At 35.7% G+C, this 23,564-nt stretch carries 18 protein-coding genes; 7 read left to right on the forward strand and 11 right to left on the reverse strand.

What is annotated here, in order from left to right:
- The first annotated feature begins 28 nt into the window (after nucleotides 1-28).
- Entirely contained in the window at nucleotides 29-1,738 is a 1,710-nt protein-coding gene (locus tag A3EM_RS45560; protein ID WP_020527342.1) for a sensor histidine kinase, read from the forward strand.
- A 315-nt stretch (nucleotides 1,739-2,053) separates the two neighbouring features.
- On the opposite strand, the gene A3EM_RS0106370 is transcribed toward A3EM_RS45560, so the two are convergent.
- The 4 genes from A3EM_RS0106370 to A3EM_RS0106385 form a co-directional block, all read right to left on the reverse strand.
- Complete coding sequence (locus A3EM_RS0106370) at nucleotides 2,054-3,751, reverse strand: RagB/SusD family nutrient uptake outer membrane protein (protein WP_020527345.1); 1,698 nt, start codon at nucleotides 3,749-3,751, stop codon at nucleotides 2,054-2,056.
- Nucleotides 3,752-3,770: 19 nt separating this feature from the next.
- Complete coding sequence (locus tag A3EM_RS0106375; protein ID WP_245576487.1) at nucleotides 3,771-7,151, reverse strand: SusC/RagA family TonB-linked outer membrane protein; 3,381 nt, start codon at nucleotides 7,149-7,151, stop codon at nucleotides 3,771-3,773.
- A 218-nt stretch (nucleotides 7,152-7,369) separates the two neighbouring features.
- Nucleotides 7,370-8,410, reverse strand: coding sequence for a FecR family protein (locus tag A3EM_RS45565; RefSeq protein WP_020527347.1), 1,041 nt, complete (start codon nucleotides 8,408-8,410; stop codon nucleotides 7,370-7,372).
- A gap of 198 nt (nucleotides 8,411-8,608) precedes the next feature.
- Complete coding sequence (locus A3EM_RS0106385; RefSeq protein WP_020527349.1) at nucleotides 8,609-9,163, reverse strand: RNA polymerase sigma factor; 555 nt, start codon at nucleotides 9,161-9,163, stop codon at nucleotides 8,609-8,611.
- Nucleotides 9,164-9,800: 637 nt separating this feature from the next.
- Here A3EM_RS0106385 and A3EM_RS0106400 point away from each other — a divergent pair.
- Nucleotides 9,801-13,364: a ligand-binding sensor domain-containing protein gene (locus A3EM_RS0106400; protein WP_083925184.1), complete on the forward strand. Its 3,564-nt coding sequence runs from the start codon at nucleotides 9,801-9,803 to the stop codon at nucleotides 13,362-13,364.
- Here A3EM_RS0106400 and A3EM_RS0106405 read toward each other — a convergent pair.
- The 4 genes from A3EM_RS0106405 to A3EM_RS0106420 form a co-directional block, all read right to left on the reverse strand.
- Nucleotides 13,345-14,040 (reverse strand): energy transducer TonB, encoded by a 696-nt coding sequence (locus A3EM_RS0106405; protein ID WP_157637756.1) that lies wholly within the window; start codon nucleotides 14,038-14,040, stop codon nucleotides 13,345-13,347. The genes A3EM_RS0106400 and A3EM_RS0106405 overlap by 20 nt on opposite strands.
- Nucleotides 14,041-14,110: 70 nt before the next feature.
- The gene (locus A3EM_RS0106410) at nucleotides 14,111-14,725 is read right to left on the reverse strand and encodes an RNA polymerase sigma factor (protein WP_020527354.1); all 615 of its coding nucleotides are present in this window, start codon (nucleotides 14,723-14,725) and stop codon (nucleotides 14,111-14,113) included.
- A 170-nt stretch (nucleotides 14,726-14,895) separates the two neighbouring features.
- Nucleotides 14,896-15,900 (reverse strand): beta galactosidase jelly roll domain-containing protein, encoded by a 1,005-nt coding sequence (locus A3EM_RS41680; RefSeq protein WP_052323343.1) that lies wholly within the window; start codon nucleotides 15,898-15,900, stop codon nucleotides 14,896-14,898.
- A gap of 205 nt (nucleotides 15,901-16,105) precedes the next feature.
- A complete protein-coding gene (locus A3EM_RS0106420) occupies nucleotides 16,106-16,597 on the reverse strand; it encodes a retropepsin-like aspartic protease (RefSeq protein WP_157637757.1) in 492 nt (163 codons plus the stop codon).
- A 414-nt stretch (nucleotides 16,598-17,011) separates the two neighbouring features.
- Here A3EM_RS0106420 and A3EM_RS0106430 point away from each other — a divergent pair, with 414 nt between their 5' ends.
- The 4 genes from A3EM_RS0106430 (at nucleotide 17,012) to A3EM_RS0106445 (ending at nucleotide 19,346) form a co-directional block, all read left to right on the forward strand.
- Entirely contained in the window at nucleotides 17,012-18,268 is a 1,257-nt protein-coding gene (locus A3EM_RS0106430) for a DUF819 family protein (protein WP_020527358.1), read from the forward strand.
- A gap of 82 nt (nucleotides 18,269-18,350) precedes the next feature.
- Nucleotides 18,351-18,644, forward strand: a complete 294-nt coding sequence (locus A3EM_RS0106435; RefSeq protein ID WP_044237499.1) for an Rdx family protein — start codon at nucleotides 18,351-18,353, stop codon at nucleotides 18,642-18,644.
- Between the two features lie 26 nt (nucleotides 18,645-18,670).
- Complete coding sequence (locus A3EM_RS0106440) at nucleotides 18,671-19,135, forward strand: RidA family protein (RefSeq protein WP_020527360.1); 465 nt, start codon at nucleotides 18,671-18,673, stop codon at nucleotides 19,133-19,135.
- Nucleotides 19,136-19,151: 16 nt separating this feature from the next.
- Nucleotides 19,152-19,346 carry a hypothetical protein gene (locus tag A3EM_RS0106445; protein ID WP_020527361.1) on the forward strand — a complete coding sequence of 65 codons (195 nt, stop codon included), beginning with the start codon at nucleotides 19,152-19,154 and terminating at the stop codon, nucleotides 19,344-19,346.
- A gap of 53 nt (nucleotides 19,347-19,399) precedes the next feature.
- On the opposite strand, the gene A3EM_RS0106450 is transcribed toward A3EM_RS0106445, so the two are convergent.
- The 3 genes from A3EM_RS0106450 to A3EM_RS0106460 all read right to left on the reverse strand — a co-directional run bounded on the left by A3EM_RS0106450 (nucleotide 19,400) and on the right by A3EM_RS0106460 (nucleotide 22,123).
- A complete protein-coding gene (locus tag A3EM_RS0106450) occupies nucleotides 19,400-20,005 on the reverse strand; it encodes a hypothetical protein (RefSeq protein ID WP_020527362.1) in 606 nt (201 codons plus the stop codon).
- A 66-nt stretch (nucleotides 20,006-20,071) separates the two neighbouring features.
- Nucleotides 20,072-20,662 carry an HdeD family acid-resistance protein gene (locus tag A3EM_RS0106455; RefSeq protein WP_169513331.1) on the reverse strand — a complete coding sequence of 197 codons (591 nt, stop codon included), beginning with the start codon at nucleotides 20,660-20,662 and terminating at the stop codon, nucleotides 20,072-20,074.
- A 132-nt stretch (nucleotides 20,663-20,794) separates the two neighbouring features.
- On the reverse strand, nucleotides 20,795-22,123 hold the full coding sequence (locus A3EM_RS0106460; protein ID WP_020527364.1) for a hypothetical protein: 1,329 nt from the start codon (nucleotides 22,121-22,123) through the stop codon (nucleotides 20,795-20,797).
- Between the two features lie 246 nt (nucleotides 22,124-22,369).
- Here A3EM_RS0106460 and A3EM_RS0106465 point away from each other — a divergent pair, with 246 nt between their 5' ends.
- On the forward strand, nucleotides 22,370-23,467 hold the full coding sequence (locus A3EM_RS0106465) for a hypothetical protein (protein WP_020527365.1): 1,098 nt from the start codon (nucleotides 22,370-22,372) through the stop codon (nucleotides 23,465-23,467).
- The last annotated feature ends 97 nt before the right edge of the window (nucleotides 23,468-23,564 follow it).

The raw sequence follows: 23,564 nt of genomic DNA on the forward strand, positions 1-23,564 counted from the left end.
ACTCCATATTTGAAGAACTAACCAAACTATGTTAAGTAGATTTTTTGATAAATGGTATGGTATAACCTATTTTGGTGTGTCTTCCAATATGCCATATTCCCTTCAAAAAAAGACCCTGCTTTGTAATAAGCTGGCTTTATTAGCCATGGTATTGGCTTTTGCAAGTTTGCCGATTATTGCCACTTTTCAATTAAAAGGAGGAAAGACCATGGTGGTGCTTTTTATTATTGCACTCGGCCTGGCCACTATCCCTTTTTTTAATAAATGGGGCAAGGTGAATTTTACTAGACTGGTGATGAGCATCGCCTCACCAATATTTATTTTGGGATATACCATTGTAGATAAATACAAAAGTCCGGGAGCAGTAGAGGTAATTGATTATTTTGCCCCCCGTGCCCTAATTTTCCTGACCATCTTAATACCCCTTGTGCTTTTAGACTTTAAGCATAGTTTTCAGATGGTTATCGGATTAATATCCAATGTGGTATGCTTGTTATTTTTTGACTATTTGCATCGGCTTTTCAATGTGGATTATGCCACCCTGATTGAGCAACCTTCTCAAGGTTATTACATGATCAATGGTTTTTATTTAATTGCCATCATTGCCGTGATTATGGCATTTTATTTTTACCAGCGAACAAATGATCATTTTGAAGGAGAAAACCAGGCGCTAATTGCAACTGTGAGAAAGTCTAATGCCGAATTAACAGAAAAACAAAAAAAACTAGAAGAAGCTTATCAGGAATTAAAAACCATTGATGAGGAAATTCGGCAAAATTCTGAGGAACTGCAAGCGATAAATGAAAACCTGATTCGGACACGGGATGAGTTAAAAATATCTTTTGACAGAGAAAAGGAAAGTAATGAAAAACTTGCTTTGGCACACAAGGAATTGAAGGAAGCTCAAATGCAAGTGATTCAATCGGAAAAAATGGCTTCCCTTGGTCAACTTACTGCAGGTGTTGCCCATGAAATTAACAATCCCATCAACTTTGTTTATGCCGGAGTAAGTACTTTAAAATCGATTTTAGAAAGTTTCATGGAGGTGGTTTCCAACTATGAAGAATTGGATAATAAAACTTCAAGCAATCATCTGATAGAAAAAATTCATGAAATAAAGGCACTGAAGGAAGATCTGGAATATGATGAGTTAAAACTTGATTTGAAAGAAATAGTTGACGATATAAATGAAGGGGCCACAAGGACTGCGGAAATTGTGAAAGGCTTGCGAAACTTTTCCCGTTTGGATGAGGAACACCTTAAAATGGCGGATATTAATGAATGTATAAATTCAACTCTTGTAATTCTGGGAAGCCAATTCAGGGGTCATATTGAAGTGTTTAAAAACTTTGATGAAAATCTCCCTGCTATTAATTGCTATCCAGGCCAATTAAATCAGGTGTTTTTGAATATTTTAAACAATGCGGCTCAGGCTATAGAAGGAAAGGGAGAAATTTATATTACCACCAAAAATCTTCCTGAAATAATTCAGGTAAAAATAAAAGATACTGGCAGTGGTATTCCCGAAGCTATAAAAGACAAAATTTTTGAGCCGTTTTATACTACAAAGGAAGTAGGCGAGGGGACAGGTCTGGGGCTTTCCATCAGTTATGGGATTATTGAAAAGCATTCCGGGAAAATTATGGTGGAAAGTGAAGTTGGAAAAGGAACTGAATTTATTATTAACCTTTCCAAAAATATTCAGGAAGAGGAGAATGGAACCACACATGTTCATTAATTGAAGACAAACTTTTCTTTTTCTTAATTCTTCCGGTCCATTCTTTTAACTGCAATTCATTCACCAATTGAAATGGGAAATTTTTATCTTAGAATTTATAGCCTGGTTTCCAACGAAATGATAGATTACATTCAGATTGATTTTATCAGGAGTGAATTTTCATGATAATATTTCAAGAAAGCTAGTAAATAATTCTCTTCCTTATATTTCTCAATTTTTTCCTGTTGCTCTTTTAAATAAAAAAATCCCCAAACTAAAAAAGCTTGAGGATTTTTGGTGTCTGTATGATTAATTAATTTAAAGGTTTATTCAAAATCAACCTCCTGCACCAGGATAACCGGCATTTTGTGGATATCCTCCCTGAGTTCTGTCAATCTGATCCTGAGGTATTGGTCTTACCACATGGTAGTCCTGGATATTTGGTGCGGCTACAGGGTTGTGTAGTCTAACCCTTTCCACCAACTTACCAACTCTAACTAAATCCCACCATCTATGTCCTTCACCTAGTAGTTCCCTAGCTCTTTCATCAAGGATAAAATCTAAAGTAATATCAGCAGCAGAGATTGTAATGGCGCCTTCCATTCCTTCCCATGCAGATCTCACTCTGATTACATTGATATCATCTGCAGCTCCAGAAGCATTTCCTTGTTGTAATCTTGCCTCGGCCCGTAATAGATATGCCTCTCCTAATCTCATCAAAACAAAGTCTCTTTGTCCCTGAGTTTTTTGCCTGTCAGGACGGGTTGGATCAATCCATTTATTTAATGATGGAAATAATTTTTCAGTATATTCATCATTTGTGATTACCATATACCTTGTACTGGCTTGTCTGTCAGCATCCCAATCAGCATCTTTGCCAGGGCCAGGAATAAACACAGCAGTATCGCCAACAACAAATTTTGGTTGTCCCACCAATCCAGATTCAACATAACCTGCATCTGCTTCTTCCTGAGTCCAAACCGGGATAGTACTTTCATTATTAGAAATCCATGCATGCTTAAAGGTTTTGTCATACCTGCTGTCAACATCTCTATCCCATAAACCTAGCGTGTATTCAGTAGGCATAAATCTTTTCCATGGTCGGCCATTTGCAATATCCCTGGTCATTCCTGGACGAACATCATATTCAAAAAGGAAATAAAGGTGACCTCTATGACCGTTACCATCTAAGTTTTCATCCACTTGCGATTTTGAATTTTGAACAGTGAAAACAACTTCTGAATTTTCCTCATTATCAATATCCCACAATGCGGCATAATCATCCAATAATTCGAATCCGTAATTATCAATCACATTAGAAAGTAAAGTTTCGGCCCTTGCAGCATCATTTGCATCTGCAAAAGATTTATAGCTTCTTGTTAAAAGCACTTTTCCCAATAAAAACTCCGCAGCAGGTTTGGTGACTCTACCATATTCGCTTTGTTCTTCAGGAAGATTGTCAATGGCAAACTCCAGATCTGGTACAATAGCCTGGCTGTAGATTTCACTTGAGGCTGTTTTATTAGCCGTAATTTCCACACCTTCAGTTTCTTCCAGGCTAATATGGATATCTCCGTAAGTCTGGGTTAAAATAAAATAATAAAGGCCTCTTAAAAATCTGGTTTCAGCAAGCCTTGTAGTTTTCAAAGCTTCATCCATTTCAAGCCCCTCGGCTCTGTTCAGTACTGCATTGGCCTGGTTGATTCCTCTGTAAAAATCCCTCCAGGTATCTCTAACGAAACCCTGAGTAGGATTTAACTGACCATCATACCTGTTAAGAGGTTTATGGCCTCCATCGGCACCATTAGTATATGTATCAGTTCCGAATACTGTCATAGTAAATCCTCTTTCAGGACCAAAGAATGGTTTAAGTTCTGAATAAGTGGCCTTTACAGCATCCTCAAAACCCTGAACAGTAGTATAATAAGAACCTGCTGAAACATTGGAAACAAGGTCCTCTTTCAAATATTCTTCGCATGACTGGCTAAAAAAGGCCAGTATGAAAATGACAATTATATATTTTTTTGCTTTCATAATTTCCTTTTTTTAAATTTTAAAATTTAACATTTAAACCCATTAAGAATAACCTGGGTGTTGGCACAATGTCTGAACCTAGATCGTCAATTGAGTTACTGTCATCATTATCATTGATTTCCGGGTCATAGGAATCATATTTTGCTGCAAACCAAGGGTTTTGGGCAGAAAAATAAAGTCTTAAACCAGTCATTTTTAACTTATCAGTGATATTTGATGGGAAGTTATAAGCGAATGTTACATTTCTTAGTTTTACATAACTTCCATCGAAATAAGTTAAAGTTGAACCATTTCTAGGAAATTCCTGGTTTTGATTAGGCCTTGGAGCTTCATTTGAAGGATTATCAATAGTCCAATAATCTACATCAAGGTTATTGTATCTTGCAAAAAGAGAGTTATTACCTTGATGGAATCCACTTCTAATCATGTGACCTACCCTGAAGTAAAAGAAAAATCCTAGATCAAACCCTTTATACGAAAGATTATTGGTAATACCTCCGGTATAATCAGGAATATCTGAACCTAATACTTTTCTATCATCTGGAGTAATTAAACCATCACCATCCAAATCAGCTAGTTTAATTTCACCTGGAACTTTTGCATCCATAGCATCAGCCTGGGTTTCTTCACCTAATTGCCAGATGCCAACTTTTTCATAATCATAGAAAACTTTTAAGGGTTGACCTATAAACCAACCATTTCCTACATCATCAATAGCATTGCCATTTTCATCTTTTAGCGCAAGTTCTGTGATTTTCTCAGTAGTATGGGCAATATTAAAATTAAGATCCCAGGTAAAACCTCCTTGTGTATCCAGAATGTTAGCACCCAGGGTTAATTCCACACCACTGGTTTGGGTTGACCCAATATTTTGTAATATATTATTATATCCAGAAGTATAAGGTAAATTTCTTTCCAGTAATAGATTTTCTGTATTGGTTTTGTACCAGTCAAAAGAACCTGATAATCTTCCATTGAAGAAGCCAAAATCAACTCCTACATCCGAAGTTTTTGAAATCTCCCATCCTAATTCCTGGTTTGGAATCTCTGCTAATCCAAATCCAAAAGCAGGACTTTCATCCCAGGCATAAGTTGTTCTTCTCAATCTACCCCATGTTTGATAAGGATCTACCGAAGTATTACCCACCTCACCATAAGAAGCTCTTAGTTTCAATTCACTGAATATACTTTGGTTGGCCATGAACCCTTCCTCAATTATTCTCCAACCAGCAGAAAGTCCTGGGAATGTCTGCCATTTATTTCCTTCTGCTAATCTGGAAGAACCATCTGCTCTTAAAGTTACCTGAAATAGATATTTGCCATCGTATTCATAATTTACTCTACCCATAAATGAGGCAAGTTGCCAGTCTTCTAAATAACTACCTAAGTTTCCTTTTACTTCTGCAGTACCCAGGTTATAAAAAGATTGAGTTTCATAAGGCAAGTTGGATACATTGGTAAAATGAGTCTCCTTACTCAGTGACTGGATACTTTGAAGTCCTGTAAATCCAATGTCGTGCTTGCTTCCAAGGGTTCTATTGAAATTTACAATATTTTCAAGGGTATAGCCTAAATCTGTATAGTTAACAATTCCGGCACCTGCAGGTCCTCCACGGTTAGTATTAGTAAGACTACCTCGGAAATTACCTCTTCTTTCATATCTGATATCTGGACCAAAGTTTAACCTGTAAGTTAATCCTTCGATTATATTAGCTTCCAGATAAACAGGAGCGAATACTCTAGTGATTTTCCTTTCATCTACATAAGCACCAGGGACAAGTTCATTTAAAGGATTGGTTCTGATACCATCATTTGTTGGTAAAAACCTTAAAGTTCCGTCTTCATTATAAGGAACACCAAGTGGGTTATTGGCTAGGGCTTCACCCATTGTAGCATTTGAGCCGTAGTTTTGAACTGAATTGGTAGTAAGGAAAGATATACCGGCCTTGAAGATATTACTGATTTTGTGGTCAAGGTTAATTCTTCCTGTAATTCTTTCATAATCCATATTACTGATAATCCCCTGCTCATTAAAGTATCCTAAGGAAATATTAAACTGAGTTTTTTCATTTCCACCAGTCACACTTAATTGGTGATTGGTTTGGTAACCTTCATCCAAAACCAAATCCTGGTAATTAGTGGATCTTCCTAAGGCAATAGATTCCAATTCAGTAGGGTCATCAAAAACTATTTCGTCACTTGGAATTACACCACTGTAAGAAGCAGCACCTGTATTTGGATCTTGTCTTCTCGATTCTCTTTTCATGGCGGCAAATTCTTCCCCATTCATCATATCCACCTTTTTGATGGCGCTTGTTACTCCATAGTATCCATCATATGATACCTCTGTTCTACCTGTTGCTCCTCTTTTGGTGGTAATAATGATCACACCATTCGCACCCCTTGATCCGTAAATTGCAGAAGCGGCTGCGTCTTTCAATACCTCCATGGATTCTATATCCTGAGGGTTGATATCAAAAATTGCACTCGATCCACTTGTCTGAGGAATACCGTCAATTACATAAAGTGGGTCATTTGAGGCAGTTATTGATCTTCTTCCTCTAATCCTTACCGATGGACTTTGTCCGGGTCTTCCTCCTCTGTTCATGATATCCACACCTGCTACCTGACCCTGCATGGCCTGCACACTACTTCCTGCAGGGATTGATTTAATTTGCTCTGCATCCAGAGAGGCAATTGCTGCTGTTACGTTCCTTTTTTCCTGAGTACCATAACCAACTACTACTACTTCTTCGAGTGTTTCCAAGTCAACAGCTAAGGTAACATCTATGGTAGATTGGTTACCTATTTCTATTTCCTGAGTTACGAATCCAATATAGCTATAGGTAATACTTGCATTGCTTGGGGCAGTTATCTTATACTTTCCGTCAATATCAGTAACTGTTCCTGAAGTTGTGCCTTTTACTACAACACTAACACCTGGCAAAGGCTGGCCATCTTCTCCTGAGGTAATAGTACCAGATACAACTACATCCTGGTTTGATTCTTCGATAACAGGATCGTTGTAAAAAATCTCAAACTTCTTCCTTTTATCCACCACAATGTTGTCATTTATTCTGACAAATTTAAGTTTGGCTTCTTTTGAAATTTTTCCAAGAAGTTCGGCTAAGGTCTGTACTTTCGCCTTGGTACTAATTCTTACATTTTTATCCAATTTTAACTTTGCATAAGAAAATTTAAACTGGGTTTCATTTTGGATCATGGAAAAAGCTTCTTCCAAAGTAGCATTATTCATTTCCACTGATATAAAAATATCATTTACACTTTGCGCCTTTCCTTTATCTGCCATGAGGGCACTATAAAAGATGCACTGGATAATAATGCCATAAATTGCGTTTTTTGAAAGCATTTTTATTAGGCGTATTAGTTCTTTTTTCATATTTTTGAGTGCTTTTGTTGAACAATAAGTTTCAGCTATAGTTCTAGAACTATCTTCAAATTTTTATTTGAGAATATTTAGCGATGGTATCAATAAAAATTTTATGATATTTCTATCATCTAAAGGGTCGGTAACGTAATCTGCCAATTACATTGCCGATTTTTTTTTTAACTTGTATTCATTCTATTCATATTTACTTTTTTTGGGTTTAAATCTAATTATCTAATTATTACCTTTTTATCATTTAGCTCAAAGTCAATATTAGAAGCGATTTTTATATTTTCTAATATATTTCTAAGGTTCTCATTATTATGATGGCCTGTGTAAGGCTTAAATTGAACAGGATGGTTTTTGATTTTGATGTCCACTCCAAACCATCGTTCCAGTTCCTTTTCTATTGTTTCCAGTGAAGCATCTTCAAATATCAATTCCCCATTTATCCAGCCAATTTCTTCCATACTGAATTTGCTTTTTGAATTTGATTTATTGCTTTTATTGAAACTATATTTCTCTCCTGGAATCAGAAAAATATTATTATATGATCCATTTTCCACAATGTTATCATGTTCTCCTACCACCACTTTTCCTGTGGTTAATGCCACATTTATTTGTTCATCTTCGGGGTAAGCCCGAATATTGAAGGAGGTCCCCAAGGCTTTAGTACTTACTTCTCCTGAGTAAACAATAAATGGCTGATCCGGATTTTTTGCCACTTCAATAAAGGCTTCTCCCAGTAACTTCACCACTCTGTTTTTTCCAGAAAAAATTTTAGGATATTTAAAAGCACTTTCAGAATTCAGCTTCACCTTCGTGCCATCTGGCAGGTAAAAAACTGTTTTCTGTCCCTTTGAAGTTATTTTTAGGATTTCGTCTTCTACTTTTTGGGCTACCTTTATTTTCTCCTTGGAAGATTCTACCCAATAGTAGTGGAAGGAAAGGCCAATCCCTAAAAGTAACAGGATGGATGCAGCGATTTTTTTGGAGGTCCAAAAATGATTTTTTTGGTTCTGCTTTTTGTCTTCAGGTTTTAGTATATGAAGTTTGGAAGCATTTTCTTTAATTGATTTTAAACCTTGTTCCGGATTATAATGAAGTGCCCTTAAATTATTCTTTTCGGGAACTGGATCAGGTAGAAAATCTTTTTCAAGAAAATTCTTTCCTTCAGTAGTTTCAAACCATTGAAGCACTTTCTCCGCCTCTACTACACTGCAGGTATTATTTAAATATTTTTTTATTAAGCTTTTATCAAATCCTTTCATTGAAAGTATTATATTCTTTGGGTTATTACTTATATGGACACCAATAAAATTATTTGGTATTATATCAGTATAAAAAAAACTTTTTTAATACTAAATGAAGCTGACGCTTCAAAAGAATGGTTAGTTTGGTTTTGAGCATTTGTCAATAAGACACAGAATAAAAGTTATACTTTCTGTGTCTTATTGGAATTAGGGAGATCAGACTTCAATTTCGGCTCTTTGTTTTAGATAGTCCTTTAAAAACTTATTGGCCTGGGAAAACTGGACCTTAACTGTGTTAATTGAAATATCCAGTTGTTTGGCAATTTCTCCATTAGAAAAGCCCTTATAAGTTTTCAGGCTGAAGATCAAACGTTTCCGGGGGGACAGTTTGTTAAGTCCTGCTTCTACAATTTCTGAATATTCATTCAGGCAAACTGTGTCCTCTGTTTCATTATTTACTCTTTGTCCGTCATGGTTATATTTGGCGACCTGCTTTAAAATTTCTCTTTTATGGCTTCTGATCATGTTTAACACATGATTGCGCATGCAGGTAAAAAGGAAGGCTTCAATTGAATCAATTTTGTGGAGTTCATTTCTTTTTTTCCATAGTTTTAAAAAGACGTCCTGGATGGCATCTTCCACCAGTTCCTGGCTTTTTAGATACTGGAAGGCTTTGAAGTGTAGTTGTTCATAATATCTGTAATAGTACTCCTCAAAAACTTTTTCTCCACAAAAAGAATCATCGTTTTGGTAGTAATTTTCACTTGTCATATTTCCAGATGTTGTTATAATCTTAAAAAAGTTTTTATCCTTTTAAAAAGACCTTTTGTTTTTCATTTTCATATTCCATTCACTTCTAATATAAAAAAAAAGTTTCAAGAAAATTCAATTTAGTTAAAATAATATAAATGGAGTAAGAAATCGTTCGGGATTTCTGGCCTTTTGTGCCCGGGAACGATTGCATATTTATTTCCATTGCAATATATATATTCTTTTAGATTTTTAAATTTATTTCTGATAAATTTTAATTTAGACCTTTATCTCCAAAGGGGATTCTGTCACTTCTGGGGCGATTTTTTTTGTCTTCATCACATGATTTCCAAGTAATCCTTTAGCTTCAATTAATGCCATTCCAAATCACATTTCTGAACCTTGACCTCCATTCTTCTAATTTATTAAACTTCTAATTGGAAGACTGGATGGCATGAATTGGAAAAACCGGAATTATTTCAAAAATGATTGGTTAAACGGAATTTTAATAATAAGGCAAAAAGTAATCGGGAAGGGTGGAGTTTTGGGAAAATTGAAAGAGTATTTTGAAATGTTGTGAATTTTAATTTTTATTACCAAAGCATGTTTTCCTAAGTGAAAAAGTGCCTTGAGATTAAAATAAAGGGATTTGTCTGGGATGTTTAGATTTATTTTTGCGTATTTGTGTATTTCAATATTATTCCTTTCCGGAAATGCACAAACCATATTTTCACCAAGTTTTCGATTCAGTGTTTTGGCCATTGAGGATGGTTTGTCCCACGGGAATGTAAATGATATTCTTCAGGACCATATAGGATTTATGTGGTTTGCTACCGATAATGGCTTAAACAAATATGATGGAAAAAAATTTGTGGTCTATAAAAGTAATGGAAATGAAAAAGGCTCACTTAGTGATGATTTTATTAATACCATTTTCGAAGATAGTAAGCATAACCTTTGGGTAGGTACGAATACTGGTGGGGTAAATTTATACAACAGGGCAAAAGATACATTCAGGAACTTTAAATTTGAACAAGCGAATCCAATTGCAAAAGGCAGTAATACTATTCGGTGTTTTTATGAAGATAAAAATGGCAGAATATGGATTGGAACCAATTTCTCCGGACTTTATTATTACGCCCCAGAAACTGATCGGTTGGTAAAGGTAAGCCTGCAGGTAATTTCGGAAAAAGATTTATACAGGTATTATGTAAGCGATATCATTGAAGATGAAGCTGGTAATTTAGCTATTGGAATCTTTGGTAATGGGTTGCTTTTGTTAAATCCCGAAACCAAAATGACCAAACACTTTGTGCATAATCCCACTGATCCCGGAAGTGTTTCCCACAATAAAGTTTATGCTTTAATTTATGATAAAAAAGGGAGGTTTTGGGTAGGAACAGTAGGAGGCGGTTTATGCCTTTTTGATCCCGAAAGTGCTTCATTTGAGCAAGTACTTTTGGCCAATGAACAATATCCATACAGCGGTTTATCGGAAGTTTTGGACATTGCCATTGAAAGTAATGGAAAACTCTGGATTGGTACTGATGGGGCAGGTGTGGTTATTTATGATCCGGAAACAAAAAAAGCGACTTCATACAGTTCGGCTTACAGCAATTACCTCCACGGCTTGAATGGAGATGTCATTCGCTCTGTTTATCGCGATAACCTTGGTCGAATGTGGACCGGGGCCTATAATTCTGGAGTGAGTTTTTGGGATCCCTACAAATTTAAATTCGAGCATTATAAAAATATACCCTTCAATACTAAAAGCCTTAGTAATAATAATGTTAAAATTATTGCTGATGGTGGAAATAATAAGGTTTGGATTTCCACAGATGGGGGAGGGCTAAATCTTTTCGATATTAAATCCAGGACTTTTGAAAAACTCCGTCATGAAAAGGGTAAAAAAAACACTCTCCCTAATAATAAAACTATTGCCTTGGTAAGTGAGCCTGGAAAAGGACTCTGGATTGGAAACTGGAGTGGAGGCATAAGTTATTATGACTTAAAAAACGAGAAATTCAAATTTTTCAGGCATGATCCACAGAAGGCAAATTCTCTTTCCCACGATAATGTAATGGAGCTTTTAAAGGACAGAGATGGTAATCTTTGGGCAGGTACCATGGGTGGTGGATTAAATCTATTTAATGAATCTACAGAAAGCTTTGAACATTTTAAAAACAATCCTCAAGAACCCACCACAATTTGTAGTGATTTTATATGGGCGATTACCGAATCTCAAAATGGTGAATTATGGATTGGTACTTTCGATGGATTAAGTAGAATGGATAAAAAGACCAGGGCTTTTAAGTCTTACTTGAGCGATCCTCAGGATTCCACTTCTCTTAAAAAGGGGTTTATTTTTTCCATTGTTGAAGATTCAAAAAACCGGCTTTGGGTGGGCAGCTATGGAGGGGGCCTGCATTTATATAATCGTGAAAACGATAATTTTTTTCAGATGGATCAATTGGAGAGTTTTCCATTTGAAATTATTTATCAAATTCAGGAAGATGACAATGGGGACTTGTGGATGAGTACGGAAAAAGGACTTGTGCGTGTGCAGATTGAAGATTGTTCCACTTGTGAACCCATTCCCTTTTCTTTTAAAACTAAATTATATACAGAAGCAGATGGACTTCAGGGAAGGCAGTTTAGTCGGGGATCTTCTTTTAAAAATGAGGATGGTATTATTTTTTTTGGAGGGATAAATGGATTTAATTTTTTCCACCCTGATCAGATCAAGGAAAATAAGCACATTTCTTCTGTAGTAATTACCGGTTTTCAACTATTTTATCAATCCGTTGCTACCAGTGAAAACTCATTAATACAATCCAATATCAATCATTTAAAGTCCATAGAGCTGGACCACACCCAGAATGTGTTTAGCATTGAATTTTCAGCCTTAGATTTTACCAATCCGGATAATAATAATTATGCTTTCAAATTAGAGAATTTTGATCAGAGCTGGCATCAGGTTAAGGGACAAAATAAGGCTTTTTATACCAATCTGGATCCCGGGATCTATGAGTTTAAAGTGAAAGGATCTAATAACGATAATGTCTGGAATGAGGAACCTGTTAGTCTAAAACTAAATATTACCACTCCATGGTGGCGCTCCAAATTGTTTTATGGATTTTTGGCTATTTTTCCCATTTTGTCCGGAGCTGTTTTTTATTTCTTAAGAGTTCGTTTTCTGAGAGACAGGAGCAGGAGACTGGATGAGATGGTAATACAAAGAACCAGAGAATTAGAACAAAAGTCGGTGGAAATTGAAAGTAAAAATCAACTTTTATTCAGTCAAAAAAATGAAATTTCGGTTCAAAATGAAAAACTCATAGCCCAACAAACTGAATTAGAAAGAAGTAATAATGAACTAAAGAAAACGCTGGAAAAACTGAAGAAAGCCCAAGCCAATCTGGTGGAATCCGAAAAGCTGGTTTCCCTGGGTATGATTTCAGCAGGGATTGCTCACGAAATTAATAATCCCATAAATTATATCAATTCTGGGATTGTCGGATTGAAAAAAGCTATTGGGAAAATTACCATTCTTTTAGCTGAATATGATAAAATAACTCCTGAAAATTGTGAAGAAAAATTGGTGGTAATCCAGAATTTGAAGAATAGTGTGAAATATAAGGAAATGATTTCCACTACCCTTAAAGTAGCCAATAATATTATTTCTGGAGCTCAAAGGACTAGCGAAATTGTAAAGAGCCTGAAGGGTTACTCCAGGCAGGATGCTGGTGATTTAAAGGATATTGATATTCATGAGGAATTAGAAGCCACTTTATTGCTTTTACAACATCAGTTAAAAGGTAAGATTGAAATCCAAAAGGAATTTCAAAAAATACCAAGAGTAAAGGGTTTTCCAGGAAGAATAAACCAGGTGTTTATGAATCTGATTTCCAATTCAATTCAGTCCATTTCTAATAAGGGAAAAGTATCAATTAAAACAGAGGCAAATTCAAAATATGTAATGGTTTCTATTAGCGATACTGGCAAAGGCATGTCTCCTGATACCATGAAAAAGATTTTTGAACCCTTTTATACCACCAAGGAGGTAGGCCAGGGGACCGGCTTAGGATTATCTATTACCCTTAATATTATTAAACAACACCATGGTAAGATAGAAGTGGAAAGTGAACCGGGCATGGGTACAACTTTTAAAATATTCTTACCACTGAACCAACTGCCTCCAGCTACCGAATTTCAAAATTGACAGTCATAATAATTCTTGATTTATAAGGCTGCCCATTTACTGTAGCGGGATTCCATCTTGGCATTACACTGATCGCCCGAATTGCCTCAGCATCCAATTTTGGTGTCAGGCCTTTAATTACTTTCATTCTTTCTGGTTTTCCAGCTTCGTTTATCCAGACTTCCACCTTTACCACATCTTTTTTAACATCTTTTAGTTCTTCTTCAGAAAATTTAATGGATTTTTCAAAATAATTGAACAGGCTTTCCCAACCACCTACTGGTCTGGCCTGTGTTTTAGTGTCTTTGATTATTTCCACTTCTTCCATGTTGGGAATCTCCTTTTGGGTAGTGGGCACCTTGTTTTCAACAGTTTTGGGTGGGATAGAAATTTTTGAAGAAATGCTGTCCTCTTCCTCTTTTATTGGTTCCTTGGGGACGGCATTTGTCTGAATCTCTTCTTTCACAGGTTCTATTTCCGTCTGTTTGAAAAAGGGAAAAATTGTAGGGTTAAAGTATCCGACAGCAATAAACACTGGAAGTAGAAAAATGATGAATGACATGATCACCTTATACTTCATCCTTTTTTGGGATAATAGTTTATTCTGCTTCATTATGATATCCTCAAAATCCCGAAATTTTTCCAGGTTTTGATCAGAAACTTTATTTTCTGAAAATGTAATATTATACTTTTTCATAATTGTGTGCACCTGAGCATGGTGTTCAGGCACATTCAGTGCTTAAATTATTTTTAAAAAGAGATAAAAATCAATCCCATAAATCTTTAATTTTTTTAATCAATCTGTGCACTCTTACCTTAGCTGCAGATTCTGAAATATTAAGGATTTGGCTGATGTCCTTAAAAGAGGCATCGGTAAAATACCTCAATTCAATAATCTGGATTTCTTTTGGTGATAGTTTTTGTAAAATATTAGAAAGCTTTTCTTTAAAATATTCGAGGTTTTCATCTGGTTTGGCTACTTTTAATTGCTGGATCAAAGTTTCATCCAATACCACTTTTCTTTGTTTTTTATTTTTCCTGTAAAACTGGTTTACTTCATTAATGGCAATCCTGAACAGCCAGGCAGAAAAAGGTAGTTTTTGATGTCTGTATTTCGATAAATTGGTCAGGGCCTTAAGAAAAACCTGTGAACTTAAATCGGAGGTAAGTTCGTATTCACCCACTCTGTTGAAAATGAACTGAAAGATTTGCTTAAAATATCTTTGATATAAAACCCTGAACTTTTTGGTGTCCTTTTTAGCCGCCTCCACCAGTAAAGCTTCCTGCGTAAGTTCGTCTTCGGATATTTCCCGATAGCCGATGCTTTTTCCAAAAGTTAAAGGTGGGGAATGGGTCATTTTAATCCATAAATTATCTTTCATATTTTGTTTACTTTAACCATAATACCCAAATACTAAATTGGTTACATTTTCTTAAAAATAATAATATCTGAGAAAAATCAGGAGAGGGGAGTTTGGGTGAAATTTTCGGTATGGTGCTGAAAATTCGAGAAAGGATTTATTCATCCCGAGGAATTCACCGTATTAAAAAATCAATAATTATTTCGCCAAAACTTATTGTAATCTTCTCGAGTGAAAATACCAACCGGGCCTTCATAAATTCCTCCATTATGTCCAATATCTTTTACCCTTACTGCAATCACATTCCACTCTTCTTCTTTGAGAAATTCGGTTTTTATGGCATAAGCCCTCAATTTTGAATATGAAGTACTTTTTCCAAAACTCCGAAAATCGTTTGTAGACCCTATGAAATTTCCGTTTACGTAAGTCTGGTCAAAATCATCAATTTTTCCTAAAACCAGAATCAGTTCCTTATCTTTTAGCCCTTTAGGCAGATAGAATTTTTTTCTATACCAGCCATACCCATCGTAATGCCTCCCTATCTGGAATTCCCAAAGCAGAGGCACCATTACATTATCCCAGTCGTGGTCATCATAAATATAATTTTTGTATTCGTGATTATCCCCTTTTTTAAAGGACCAGATGCCTTCCAGTTTTATGGAAAATTCTACCATATTGGGGTTTGTATAAATTCCAATTTTTCCACGGATAATTCCTCCATCAAGCAGCCTGTCATACACCCGAACAGCAATTACATTATTTCCTTCGAAATTGATGAATTCTTCCGGGATTCTGTATACCCTTAGGGCGTGGAAGGCGGTTTTGGAATGTGGGGGAAAAGAACCTGAAAATCCAATTAAATGGCCATTTATATAAATTTCATCGGCATCATCAATGTAGCCCATCATAAGCAGGTAATTTTCAGCTCTCTTTAAGTTGAGACCATCAAAGTGCTTGCGGTACCAGGCAAAACCATCATAGCCGTGATAGCCCTGAGATTCCCAGGAGGAAGGCACGCTTATTCCCTCCCAACTGAGATCATTATAATTTGGTTTGGACCAGTTTTCACTGTCACCAATTGAAAATTTCCATACCCCTTCAAGGGCAAGAAGTTCTTTATAATTTTGGGCTGATACCTTTCCTGCATTTGATATGAAAAGTAATAATACCATTACAAACTGAAATGGTATTATCATTTTAAACGTGTTTGCTCCTTTCCTAATCATCTACACAATTTAAGTTATACCTTTAATATTTAAGTATAAACCCGGTGTTTATTGGGTAATCATCCTTTTCAAAACTGAAAATTAAGGTTACAAACCCATTAAAACAAAAAAAGAAATGGCTTCTAAAAGAAGGCACCTCTATTTAAAAGTACGAATGTGTATAATTACCTAATCTTTATTTTTTATCTCTTTTTACCAAGGCGACTACACGACTTTCATAATCAATTTTAAATCGATAGCCAATCATTATATCTGAGCCAATGATTCCTGAAATCTTTATTCCGGTAGTTTTTTGCATGGAATAAATCACATTGGATAAATCGTAGCTCATAAATCTGGCAAAAATTCTCTGAGAACCAAGCTGGAAATCAACATCTTTAGCTAATAAAATATCAGTAGAGGTGCCACCAAATCCGGATACTCTCAGCACTTGTCGTTTCTCCACTTTGGTGTTAAATTTATACTTTTTGGCATCTTTTAAATTCAGAATGGTCATATCTGAGCCTGTGTCTAAGAGAAAGTAGGCCTTTTTCCCATTCAGTACTCCTTCAATTACGGGTTTTCTTTGTAAGTCAATAATTTTTAAAATTTCGTATTCATCGTCTGTAGAGGTTGTATTTGAACACAATAATAGTACAGTTGCGACTAAAGTAAGTATGGATTTCACGGCAGTAGATTTTTGGTTTATAATTTTTAACCAGTTAGTGAAATAATGGTAGTGGTTGCCAATGTTTTCTTTGATTGTTGTCGCAAGAAAAAGCAAGGTGATCAGTCTACAACTACTAAGGCAATGTTTTCATAACTGGTCTTAAAAGACCTTCACCTTTGCTTTATCCTATGATACAAATGTAGAGTGGAAGGTAAAGTTAATTGTCATGTTTAAGTAAAGAGTTGTCATAAATTGTCATCAAAAGTGGAATAATGCAATTTTGTAGAATTAACCAGGGGAAAGGCAGTTCTGAACCACTTATTTGTTTCTTCAACTTTAAAATTTGCCATTGGAGATGCGGTTAAAATGCGTAAATTTCACTTTCTTTGGCACTGCAACACATTTTATTAAACTAAACACTACATTTCTCCAATGGAAGAAAAAGCATTCTTTACTAATGATGCAATTGTGCTGGGAATCCTGATGATTATTCTGGCCTTTGTATTCATAACCTCTACCAGCGAAAAAAGAGGATGGCAAATTTTTTACAGGTATTTCCCACCAGTTCTGGCCTGTTACTTTTTTCCAGCTATTTTCAATTCATTTGGCATTATTTCAGGTGAAGCTTCCAACCTGTATTTTGTGTCCACCAGATATTTATTGCCTGCCTGTTTAGTCCTGCTTTGTATCAGTATTGATCTTAAAGGAATAATAAATCTTGGCCCCAAATCACTGATTATGTTTTTTGCTGCCACAGGTGGAATTGTGGTTGGCGGCCCAATAGCTATAATTATAGTTTCTACCTTTGCTCCGGATTTAGTGGGTGGGGAAGGATCTGATGCCGTTTGGAGAGGTTTAGCTACAGTGGCAGGAAGCTGGATTGGAGGAGGAGCCAATCAGGCAGCCATGAAGGAAATTTATGGTGCAAGTGAAGATTTATTTGCCTCTATGTTGTTGGTTGATATTATCGTAGGAAATATTTGGCTGGGGTTTTTGCTCTATGGAGCTACAATTTCAGGGAAAATTGACAATTGGCTTAAGGCAGATTCTTCTGCCATTGATGATTTAAAAAATAAGGTAGAAAATTACAGGGCCAGCATTTCCAAAATGCCTACTTTGAAAGATACAATGCTGGTTCTGGCTGCCGGATTTGGAGCTACAGCCCTAGCACACTGGGGATCAGACCTGATTACTCCTTTTATGGAACAATATGAAGATACTTTAAGGGAATTAAAATTAACATCACTGGCTTCCGGGTTTTTCTGGCTGGTGGTATTAGCCACTACTATTGGGCTGTTTTTCTCTTTTACTCCGGTTAAAAAACTGGAAGGAGTGGGAGCTTCCAGAATTGGAAGTGTGTTTATTTATGTATTGGTGGCTTCCATTGGAATGAAAATGAACATCTTTGAAATATTTGATAATCTTGGATTATTTGCTATTGGCATTATCTGGATGTTGATTCATGTAAGTGTTTTGTTAATTACAGCAAAACTGGTGAAAGCGCCCTTCTTTTTTGTGGCAGTGGGAAGTCAGGCCAACGTAGGTGGAGCGGCTTCGGCCCCTGTAGTGGCAGCCGCTTTTAGTCCGGCCCTTGCTCCTGTAGGTATTTTAATGGCAGTAATGGGATATGCCTTGGGAACTTATGGTGCCATTGTTTGCGCCACACTCATGCAGACTGTAGCCCCATAAATGCTTCCAATTTGTTTTTTGATAATTTTTCCCGAATTTAAATCCTTTCATTTCTATTAATCAAATCCGGATAAATCATAGCATGGAAGCTGACTCGAAACCTGTTATAAAAATTATTTATTGTACTCAGTGTCGATGGATGTTGAGAGCTACCTGGATGGCCCAGGAAATTCTAACCACTTTTGTGGAGGAAGTTGGAGAAGTGGCATTAAAACCGGGAAAGGGAGGAATTTTCGAAATCTGGGTTGATGGCAATTGTTTGTTCTCCTTTAAAGAAAAAAAGAGGTTTCCCGAAATTAAAGAGTTGAAACAATTGGTGAGGGACAAAATAGCTCCGGAAAAAAGCCTTGGTCATAGTGATAAGAAAAATAAATAAATTCAAAACTTTTAGCATAAAATTTAATGAAATCACCAGAAGAAATATTAACTGAATTAAATCTTGAGCTTCCTCCTGCTCCAAAACCACTTGGGGTTTACAGACCATTTCTTATTGATGGGAAACACGCTTATGTTTCGGGGCATGGAACTGTACAATCGGATGGGAGTTTAATCATGGGTAGAATTGGGGAAGATATGGATATGGAGGCTGGAAAACTGGCAGCCAGGCAGGTTGGTTTGGCTATTTTGGCTACTCTAAAGGAAAACCTTGGCTCTTTGGATAAGATTAAAAGAGTTATTAAAGTGCTGGGCATGGTGAACTGTACCTCCGATTTTGAAAAGCATCCTTATATCATCAATGGATGTAGTGAATTGTTTGCCGAAGTTTTTGGAAAAGAAAATGGAATTGGAGTGAGAAGTGCCGTAGGCATGGGTTCCCTGCCAGATAATATCCCCGTGGAAATTGAGGCAATGTTCGAACTTAAGTAATAACCAGGTTAGCCCATTGAAAATCTTAATCAAATTTCTATTATATTTCCTTGGAATAAGCCTGGTAGGGGCGGTAGGGCTTTTTATTTATGGCTCTATCACCAGACAGGACCCGGTAATGGAAATGGCTATTTTTATTTTTGCCCCATTTACCTTTTTGTTTGCAGCGATGCATAAAATTCAAAAGGAGAGGGAAGAAGAAGGGCAATAAAAAACGGGATTCTTTTCTATTGAAGGGAATCCCGTTTCCTTTTTTCTCTTAAATTAACTAAGGTTTTTAAATGCCTTTTTGAAGTGTTCTACGGCAAGTTTCATTTCCTTTCCAAATAAATCAAGTTTATCTTCTGCTACATGGATATTGTTATTTAACTTTCCTTTTAATTCTTGAGTTTCTTTTAAAATATCCTCTTTCCAGGATTCAAACTTTTCACCATTATCTTCCAATCTGCGTTTTTGAATGGCCATTTCCAATTCAAACCTCTGCATGGCATCCTTATATTCTTTCTCAAATTTACTTTTTGCTTTTTCAGTACCTTCACCCATTTCCTCAAAAATGCCTTCCAGTTTTTCTTTAAAGGCATCAAGTTTTTTGGGTGTTTCGTTAAATTCTGAGTAAGAGAAATCAAAATCGGCTTCCAGAAGTTCCAACAGACTATTCGCTTCTTCCTCCATTTTCTTTACTTTTTCAGAGCCTTCCTCTGCGGCCTCTTTTCCAAGGGTTTCCAGTTCTTTTACCGTTTTGCTAAATTCTTTCCTTTTTTTCTTAAATGTTTGTTTGGCATCCATTACGCCAAGGTTTAATTGGACCTCCAGATTATCCAGGTCACCTTTTAATTTCTCCAGGAGAGATTTCAGTTTTTTATTCTCCATTTTTATGATTTTTAAATGATAGTACTTAATTCGTACCTAATGATAGTTTTAAATTTATAAGTAAGATTAATTATAGATTTTATTTTCTTCTTTAATCACATCCGATCTCCTAATATTTTTAATGAGAAGAGAAAGTGCAAAAATCAATAACCCAAAGGCACAGGCAAAAAGTCCGGTTACTACGGTCAGGAACGAAATTCCTTCAAAAGGGTTACTCATGATCAATCCTCCAAACAGGCATGTGAAAACTCCACCAACCAGAAGTAACCACCAAAAGGAGAATTCCTTTTTAAGCAAAAAAGAAGTAACTACCTGCAGAATACCAATAAAAATGAACCAGAAGGATAATAAATAGGTGAAAAGCAAGACTGTGGCTATAGGAAAACTAAAAAGCACAACACCTAAAATGATATCCGCCAATCCTTCCATAGCCCATAGACTCCAGTTTTTGTTTACCGATTTCTGGGAAAAAGCTCCTGCCAATAATAAAATTCCTGCAATAATTGAAAAGGCTCCAATTACCTGGACAAATGCCAATAATGTATTTCCCGGATTAAAGATAAATAAGATACCCAGGATAAATACCAGGACTCCTTTTAAAGTTAAAAAATACCAGTTTTTGAAAATTTTTGGTGAGGTCAGGTCGGATTCTGTCATTTTTATTTTGTTTTTTAGCTGCATACAATATAAACAAAATAGAAATGAACTGCTATAATTCAGTGGTGAATTTCAATTGTTTAGAAAATCTTAAAGTTAAGGTAATCTACTTAAGGATAAGGTAGCGGACCATCAATTTAGAAAAGTATCTTCAAATATTATTTTCCCTTCAGGTTCGGTCAGTTTTACTGAGTTGATAGCCCCACAGCCTAAAAATTGATACCTGAAACCAATAATGTCTCCAGCTGATTCTTTGTATTGAAACTCATCAATTTTTTGCCCGTTGAGGTAAACCCTTACATTAAAGTTATTCACTACTAGTTTTAATTTTTGCCATTCATTTAAATTACTACTGTAAGCCGATAAATCGTGATCTTTTCCATGTTTAAAGTATTCACTAAATCTGAGATTGTTATTACTGATACAGCCCTTGGCCGAAATTGGAATATTAATTCGCCCATTTTTACACATGATCCCGATTACAGTTGACTGGCAGGTTTTTGCTCCTTCTTGTAAAGAATTTTTTATTTCAGTTTCAAATTCAAATTGATCGCTGGATATTTTCTCCAATTCTTTCACATAATAATAATTGACCCGGTAATCTTTATCTGTTTCAATCTTGTGACTGGCTAAAGTTTCTGGATTTACATACAAATATTGATTTTGTCTCACCTTATTTTTAGGAATATAGGTGGGAATGGTTTCAAAAGGTTCTTTTTCAATTAATGTTTGCCAACCATCGGTGGTGACATACACATCATGTGTTTTAATGACTGAATCATCCAGTATTAACTTGGCATTGAAATAACCCGGATAATAATATATACAGGTATGGAATTCATTTTTGGCCAATAGGGTTTGGGTAAGTCTTTTATCCCAGGATTGCTGGATTTTGGCAGTTTTGAAATCGGTTTCTGAAATATTATATTTAAAGACTACTGAATTGGGAACTTCAGTACTCATACTTTTACTTTCGAAAACCACTTTATCCAGGTTTGAAAAATCTTTTTCAAGAGGGTTTTTCCCTGTATTGGGGAAATAGCTCAAAAGATAACTTCCGATAATTATAATTGGAATAGTAATTAAAAAAACTGCTTTAAATGCGTTTCTTCTGTCTTTCTTACTGGGAATTTTATTCGGGTTTGAGTTTTTAAAAGTAGTAAAGCTTTGAATATCCTGGCCTTTAACATAATCTTTGAACACCATCCAATCTTCGAACCCTGCAAAAATGGCCAGGGCATTGAGGGTATTAACCTGAGGCACACTTTTGTATTGCTGATTCCATAATCTCTTCAAAGTAGAAAGGCTGAGGGTGGTGTGGGTTTCCTGAAATATCAATAAACTCAAATATTCAAAATCTCTTTGTTTCCAGTGTTCGCTTGGAATCCATCCCAGTTTTCCCTCAATTTTTTTAAGACAAATTTTAAGAATTTGTAAATCTTCTGATTGATGATGATCCATAGTAAAATCTTTCTGTTGTATTGTGCTCCAGGTATTGAATTCAGTTGGTTTTAAGGATTACCAACTCCAATTGGCTATTTGAATGCTATTTGAACGCAAAATGAACGTGATTCGGATAGGGATAGAAAATGATTTTCCCTCAATTTTACAATTCATAATTATTCAAAATAAAAATACCTTAAGTAATTATTCAGGTACTTGCTTCTTCAAAAGATAAACTTTTTAAACTTTAAAAAATCTAAGATCATGGTGTCAAAAAAAATATTAACGCTTGCCATTTTTTTCCTGTCTGTTTCAACCGTTTTTGCGCAGGATTATTCTTTCAATGATGCAAACTGGGAATTTTCCGGGGATTATGCAATAGAAAATTACAAAGGAAAAACCAGTTTGAATTTAACGAAGGGTTTTGCCCGATTAAAAAACACCTCCTTTGAAAATGGAATTATTGAATTCGATATAGCTGTACCCCAAAAAAGGTCATTCCCAGGAATTGGTTTTAGAGGACAGGATGATAATAATTATGAAGAATTTTATATCAGGCCTCATCAATCGGGAAACCCCGATGCTACTCAATATACACCTGTATTTAATGGCTTGGCCGGTTGGCAATTGTACCATGGTGAGGGGTATAGTGGCCAAATAGCCTTCAATTTCGATGAATGGATGCATGTAAAAATCGTAATAAACGGAGTAAAAGGGGAAGTTTATCTGGACAATATGGATGAACCTTTTCTTTTGATTCATGAATTAAAAAGGGACCAGCTGGCCGGTTGGATCGGGCTTAAAGCTCCTGCCATATTTGCTAATTTAAAAGTATCGTCAGAAGATTCGCCTAAACTAAAAGGGGATTTTAAATCTGATTCTTCCCCACAACCTGGGACTATTATGGAGTGGTCCGTTTCGAATGAATTTGATGAAAAACTTTTGGATAATGTCACTGAGATTACCCAGGGATTTTATAGTAATATGGAATGGAAGGTGCTCAATTGTGAGAATTCCGGACTGGCCAATCTGGCTAAAATTTCCCAATTGGGAGAAGGGGCAAATACGGTTTTAGTAAAGCAAAATATTACTTCATCCACCGATCAACTGAAGGCTTTAAAACTGGGTTTCAGTGATAGAATTAAAGTGTTTTGTAATGGAAAGATTTTATTTTCTGGTCAAAATGAATTCAAATCACGTGATTATAGATATTTAGGGACCATTGGGTATTTTAATACAGTTTATCTCCCACTAAAGAAAGGGGAAAATGAAATAATCATTGCTGTTTCGGAAAATTTTGGAGGATGGGGAATTAAAGCCATATTTAGTGATATGGAAGGTATAAAGCCTCTGGATAATTAATGTCTAATAAGTTGATTGAAGTGAGGGAGTCTGACTCCCTTTCTTTATTTATCAAGGAAAATTCCCAATTAAGAAGTTTTAAGTAAAATTAAATTAC

The organism is Flexithrix dorotheae DSM 6795 (assembly GCF_000379765.1).
Taxonomy (GTDB): domain Bacteria; phylum Bacteroidota; class Bacteroidia; order Cytophagales; family Flammeovirgaceae; genus Flexithrix; species Flexithrix dorotheae.

Excerpts from the sequence above, each read along its gene's own strand:
- A3EM_RS45565 (WP_020527347.1), bottom strand. The coding sequence starts at position 8,410 with ATGAAAGGATTTGATAAAAGCTTAATAAAAAAATATTTAAATAATACC.
- A3EM_RS0106435 (WP_044237499.1), top strand. The coding sequence starts at position 18,351 with ATGGAAGCTGACTCGAAACCTGTTATAAAAATTATTTATTGTACTCAG.
- A3EM_RS0106410 (WP_020527354.1), bottom strand. The coding sequence starts at position 14,725 with ATGAAAGATAATTTATGGATTAAAATGACCCATTCCCCACCTTTAACT.
- A3EM_RS0106450 (WP_020527362.1), bottom strand. The coding sequence starts at position 20,005 with ATGGAGAATAAAAAACTGAAATCTCTCCTGGAGAAATTAAAAGGTGAC.
- A3EM_RS0106405 (WP_157637756.1), bottom strand. The coding sequence starts at position 14,040 with ATGAAAAAGTATAATATTACATTTTCAGAAAATAAAGTTTCTGATCAA.
- A3EM_RS0106440 (WP_020527360.1), top strand. The coding sequence starts at position 18,671 with ATGAAATCACCAGAAGAAATATTAACTGAATTAAATCTTGAGCTTCCT.
- A3EM_RS41680 (WP_052323343.1), bottom strand. The coding sequence starts at position 15,900 with ATGATAATACCATTTCAGTTTGTAATGGTATTATTACTTTTCATATCA.
- A3EM_RS0106400 (WP_083925184.1), top strand. The coding sequence starts at position 9,801 with ATGTTTAGATTTATTTTTGCGTATTTGTGTATTTCAATATTATTCCTT.
- A3EM_RS0106430 (WP_020527358.1), top strand. The coding sequence starts at position 17,012 with ATGGAAGAAAAAGCATTCTTTACTAATGATGCAATTGTGCTGGGAATC.
- A3EM_RS0106455 (WP_169513331.1), bottom strand. The coding sequence starts at position 20,662 with ATGACAGAATCCGACCTGACCTCACCAAAAATTTTCAAAAACTGGTAT.
- A3EM_RS0106375 (WP_245576487.1), bottom strand. The coding sequence starts at position 7,151 with ATGAAAAAAGAACTAATACGCCTAATAAAAATGCTTTCAAAAAACGCA.
- A3EM_RS0106460 (WP_020527364.1), bottom strand. The coding sequence starts at position 22,123 with ATGGATCATCATCAATCAGAAGATTTACAAATTCTTAAAATTTGTCTT.
- A3EM_RS45560 (WP_020527342.1), top strand. The coding sequence starts at position 29 with ATGTTAAGTAGATTTTTTGATAAATGGTATGGTATAACCTATTTTGGT.
- A3EM_RS0106465 (WP_020527365.1), top strand. The coding sequence starts at position 22,370 with ATGGTGTCAAAAAAAATATTAACGCTTGCCATTTTTTTCCTGTCTGTT.
- A3EM_RS0106370 (WP_020527345.1), bottom strand. The coding sequence starts at position 3,751 with ATGAAAGCAAAAAAATATATAATTGTCATTTTCATACTGGCCTTTTTT.
- A3EM_RS0106385 (WP_020527349.1), bottom strand. The coding sequence starts at position 9,163 with ATGACAAGTGAAAATTACTACCAAAACGATGATTCTTTTTGTGGAGAA.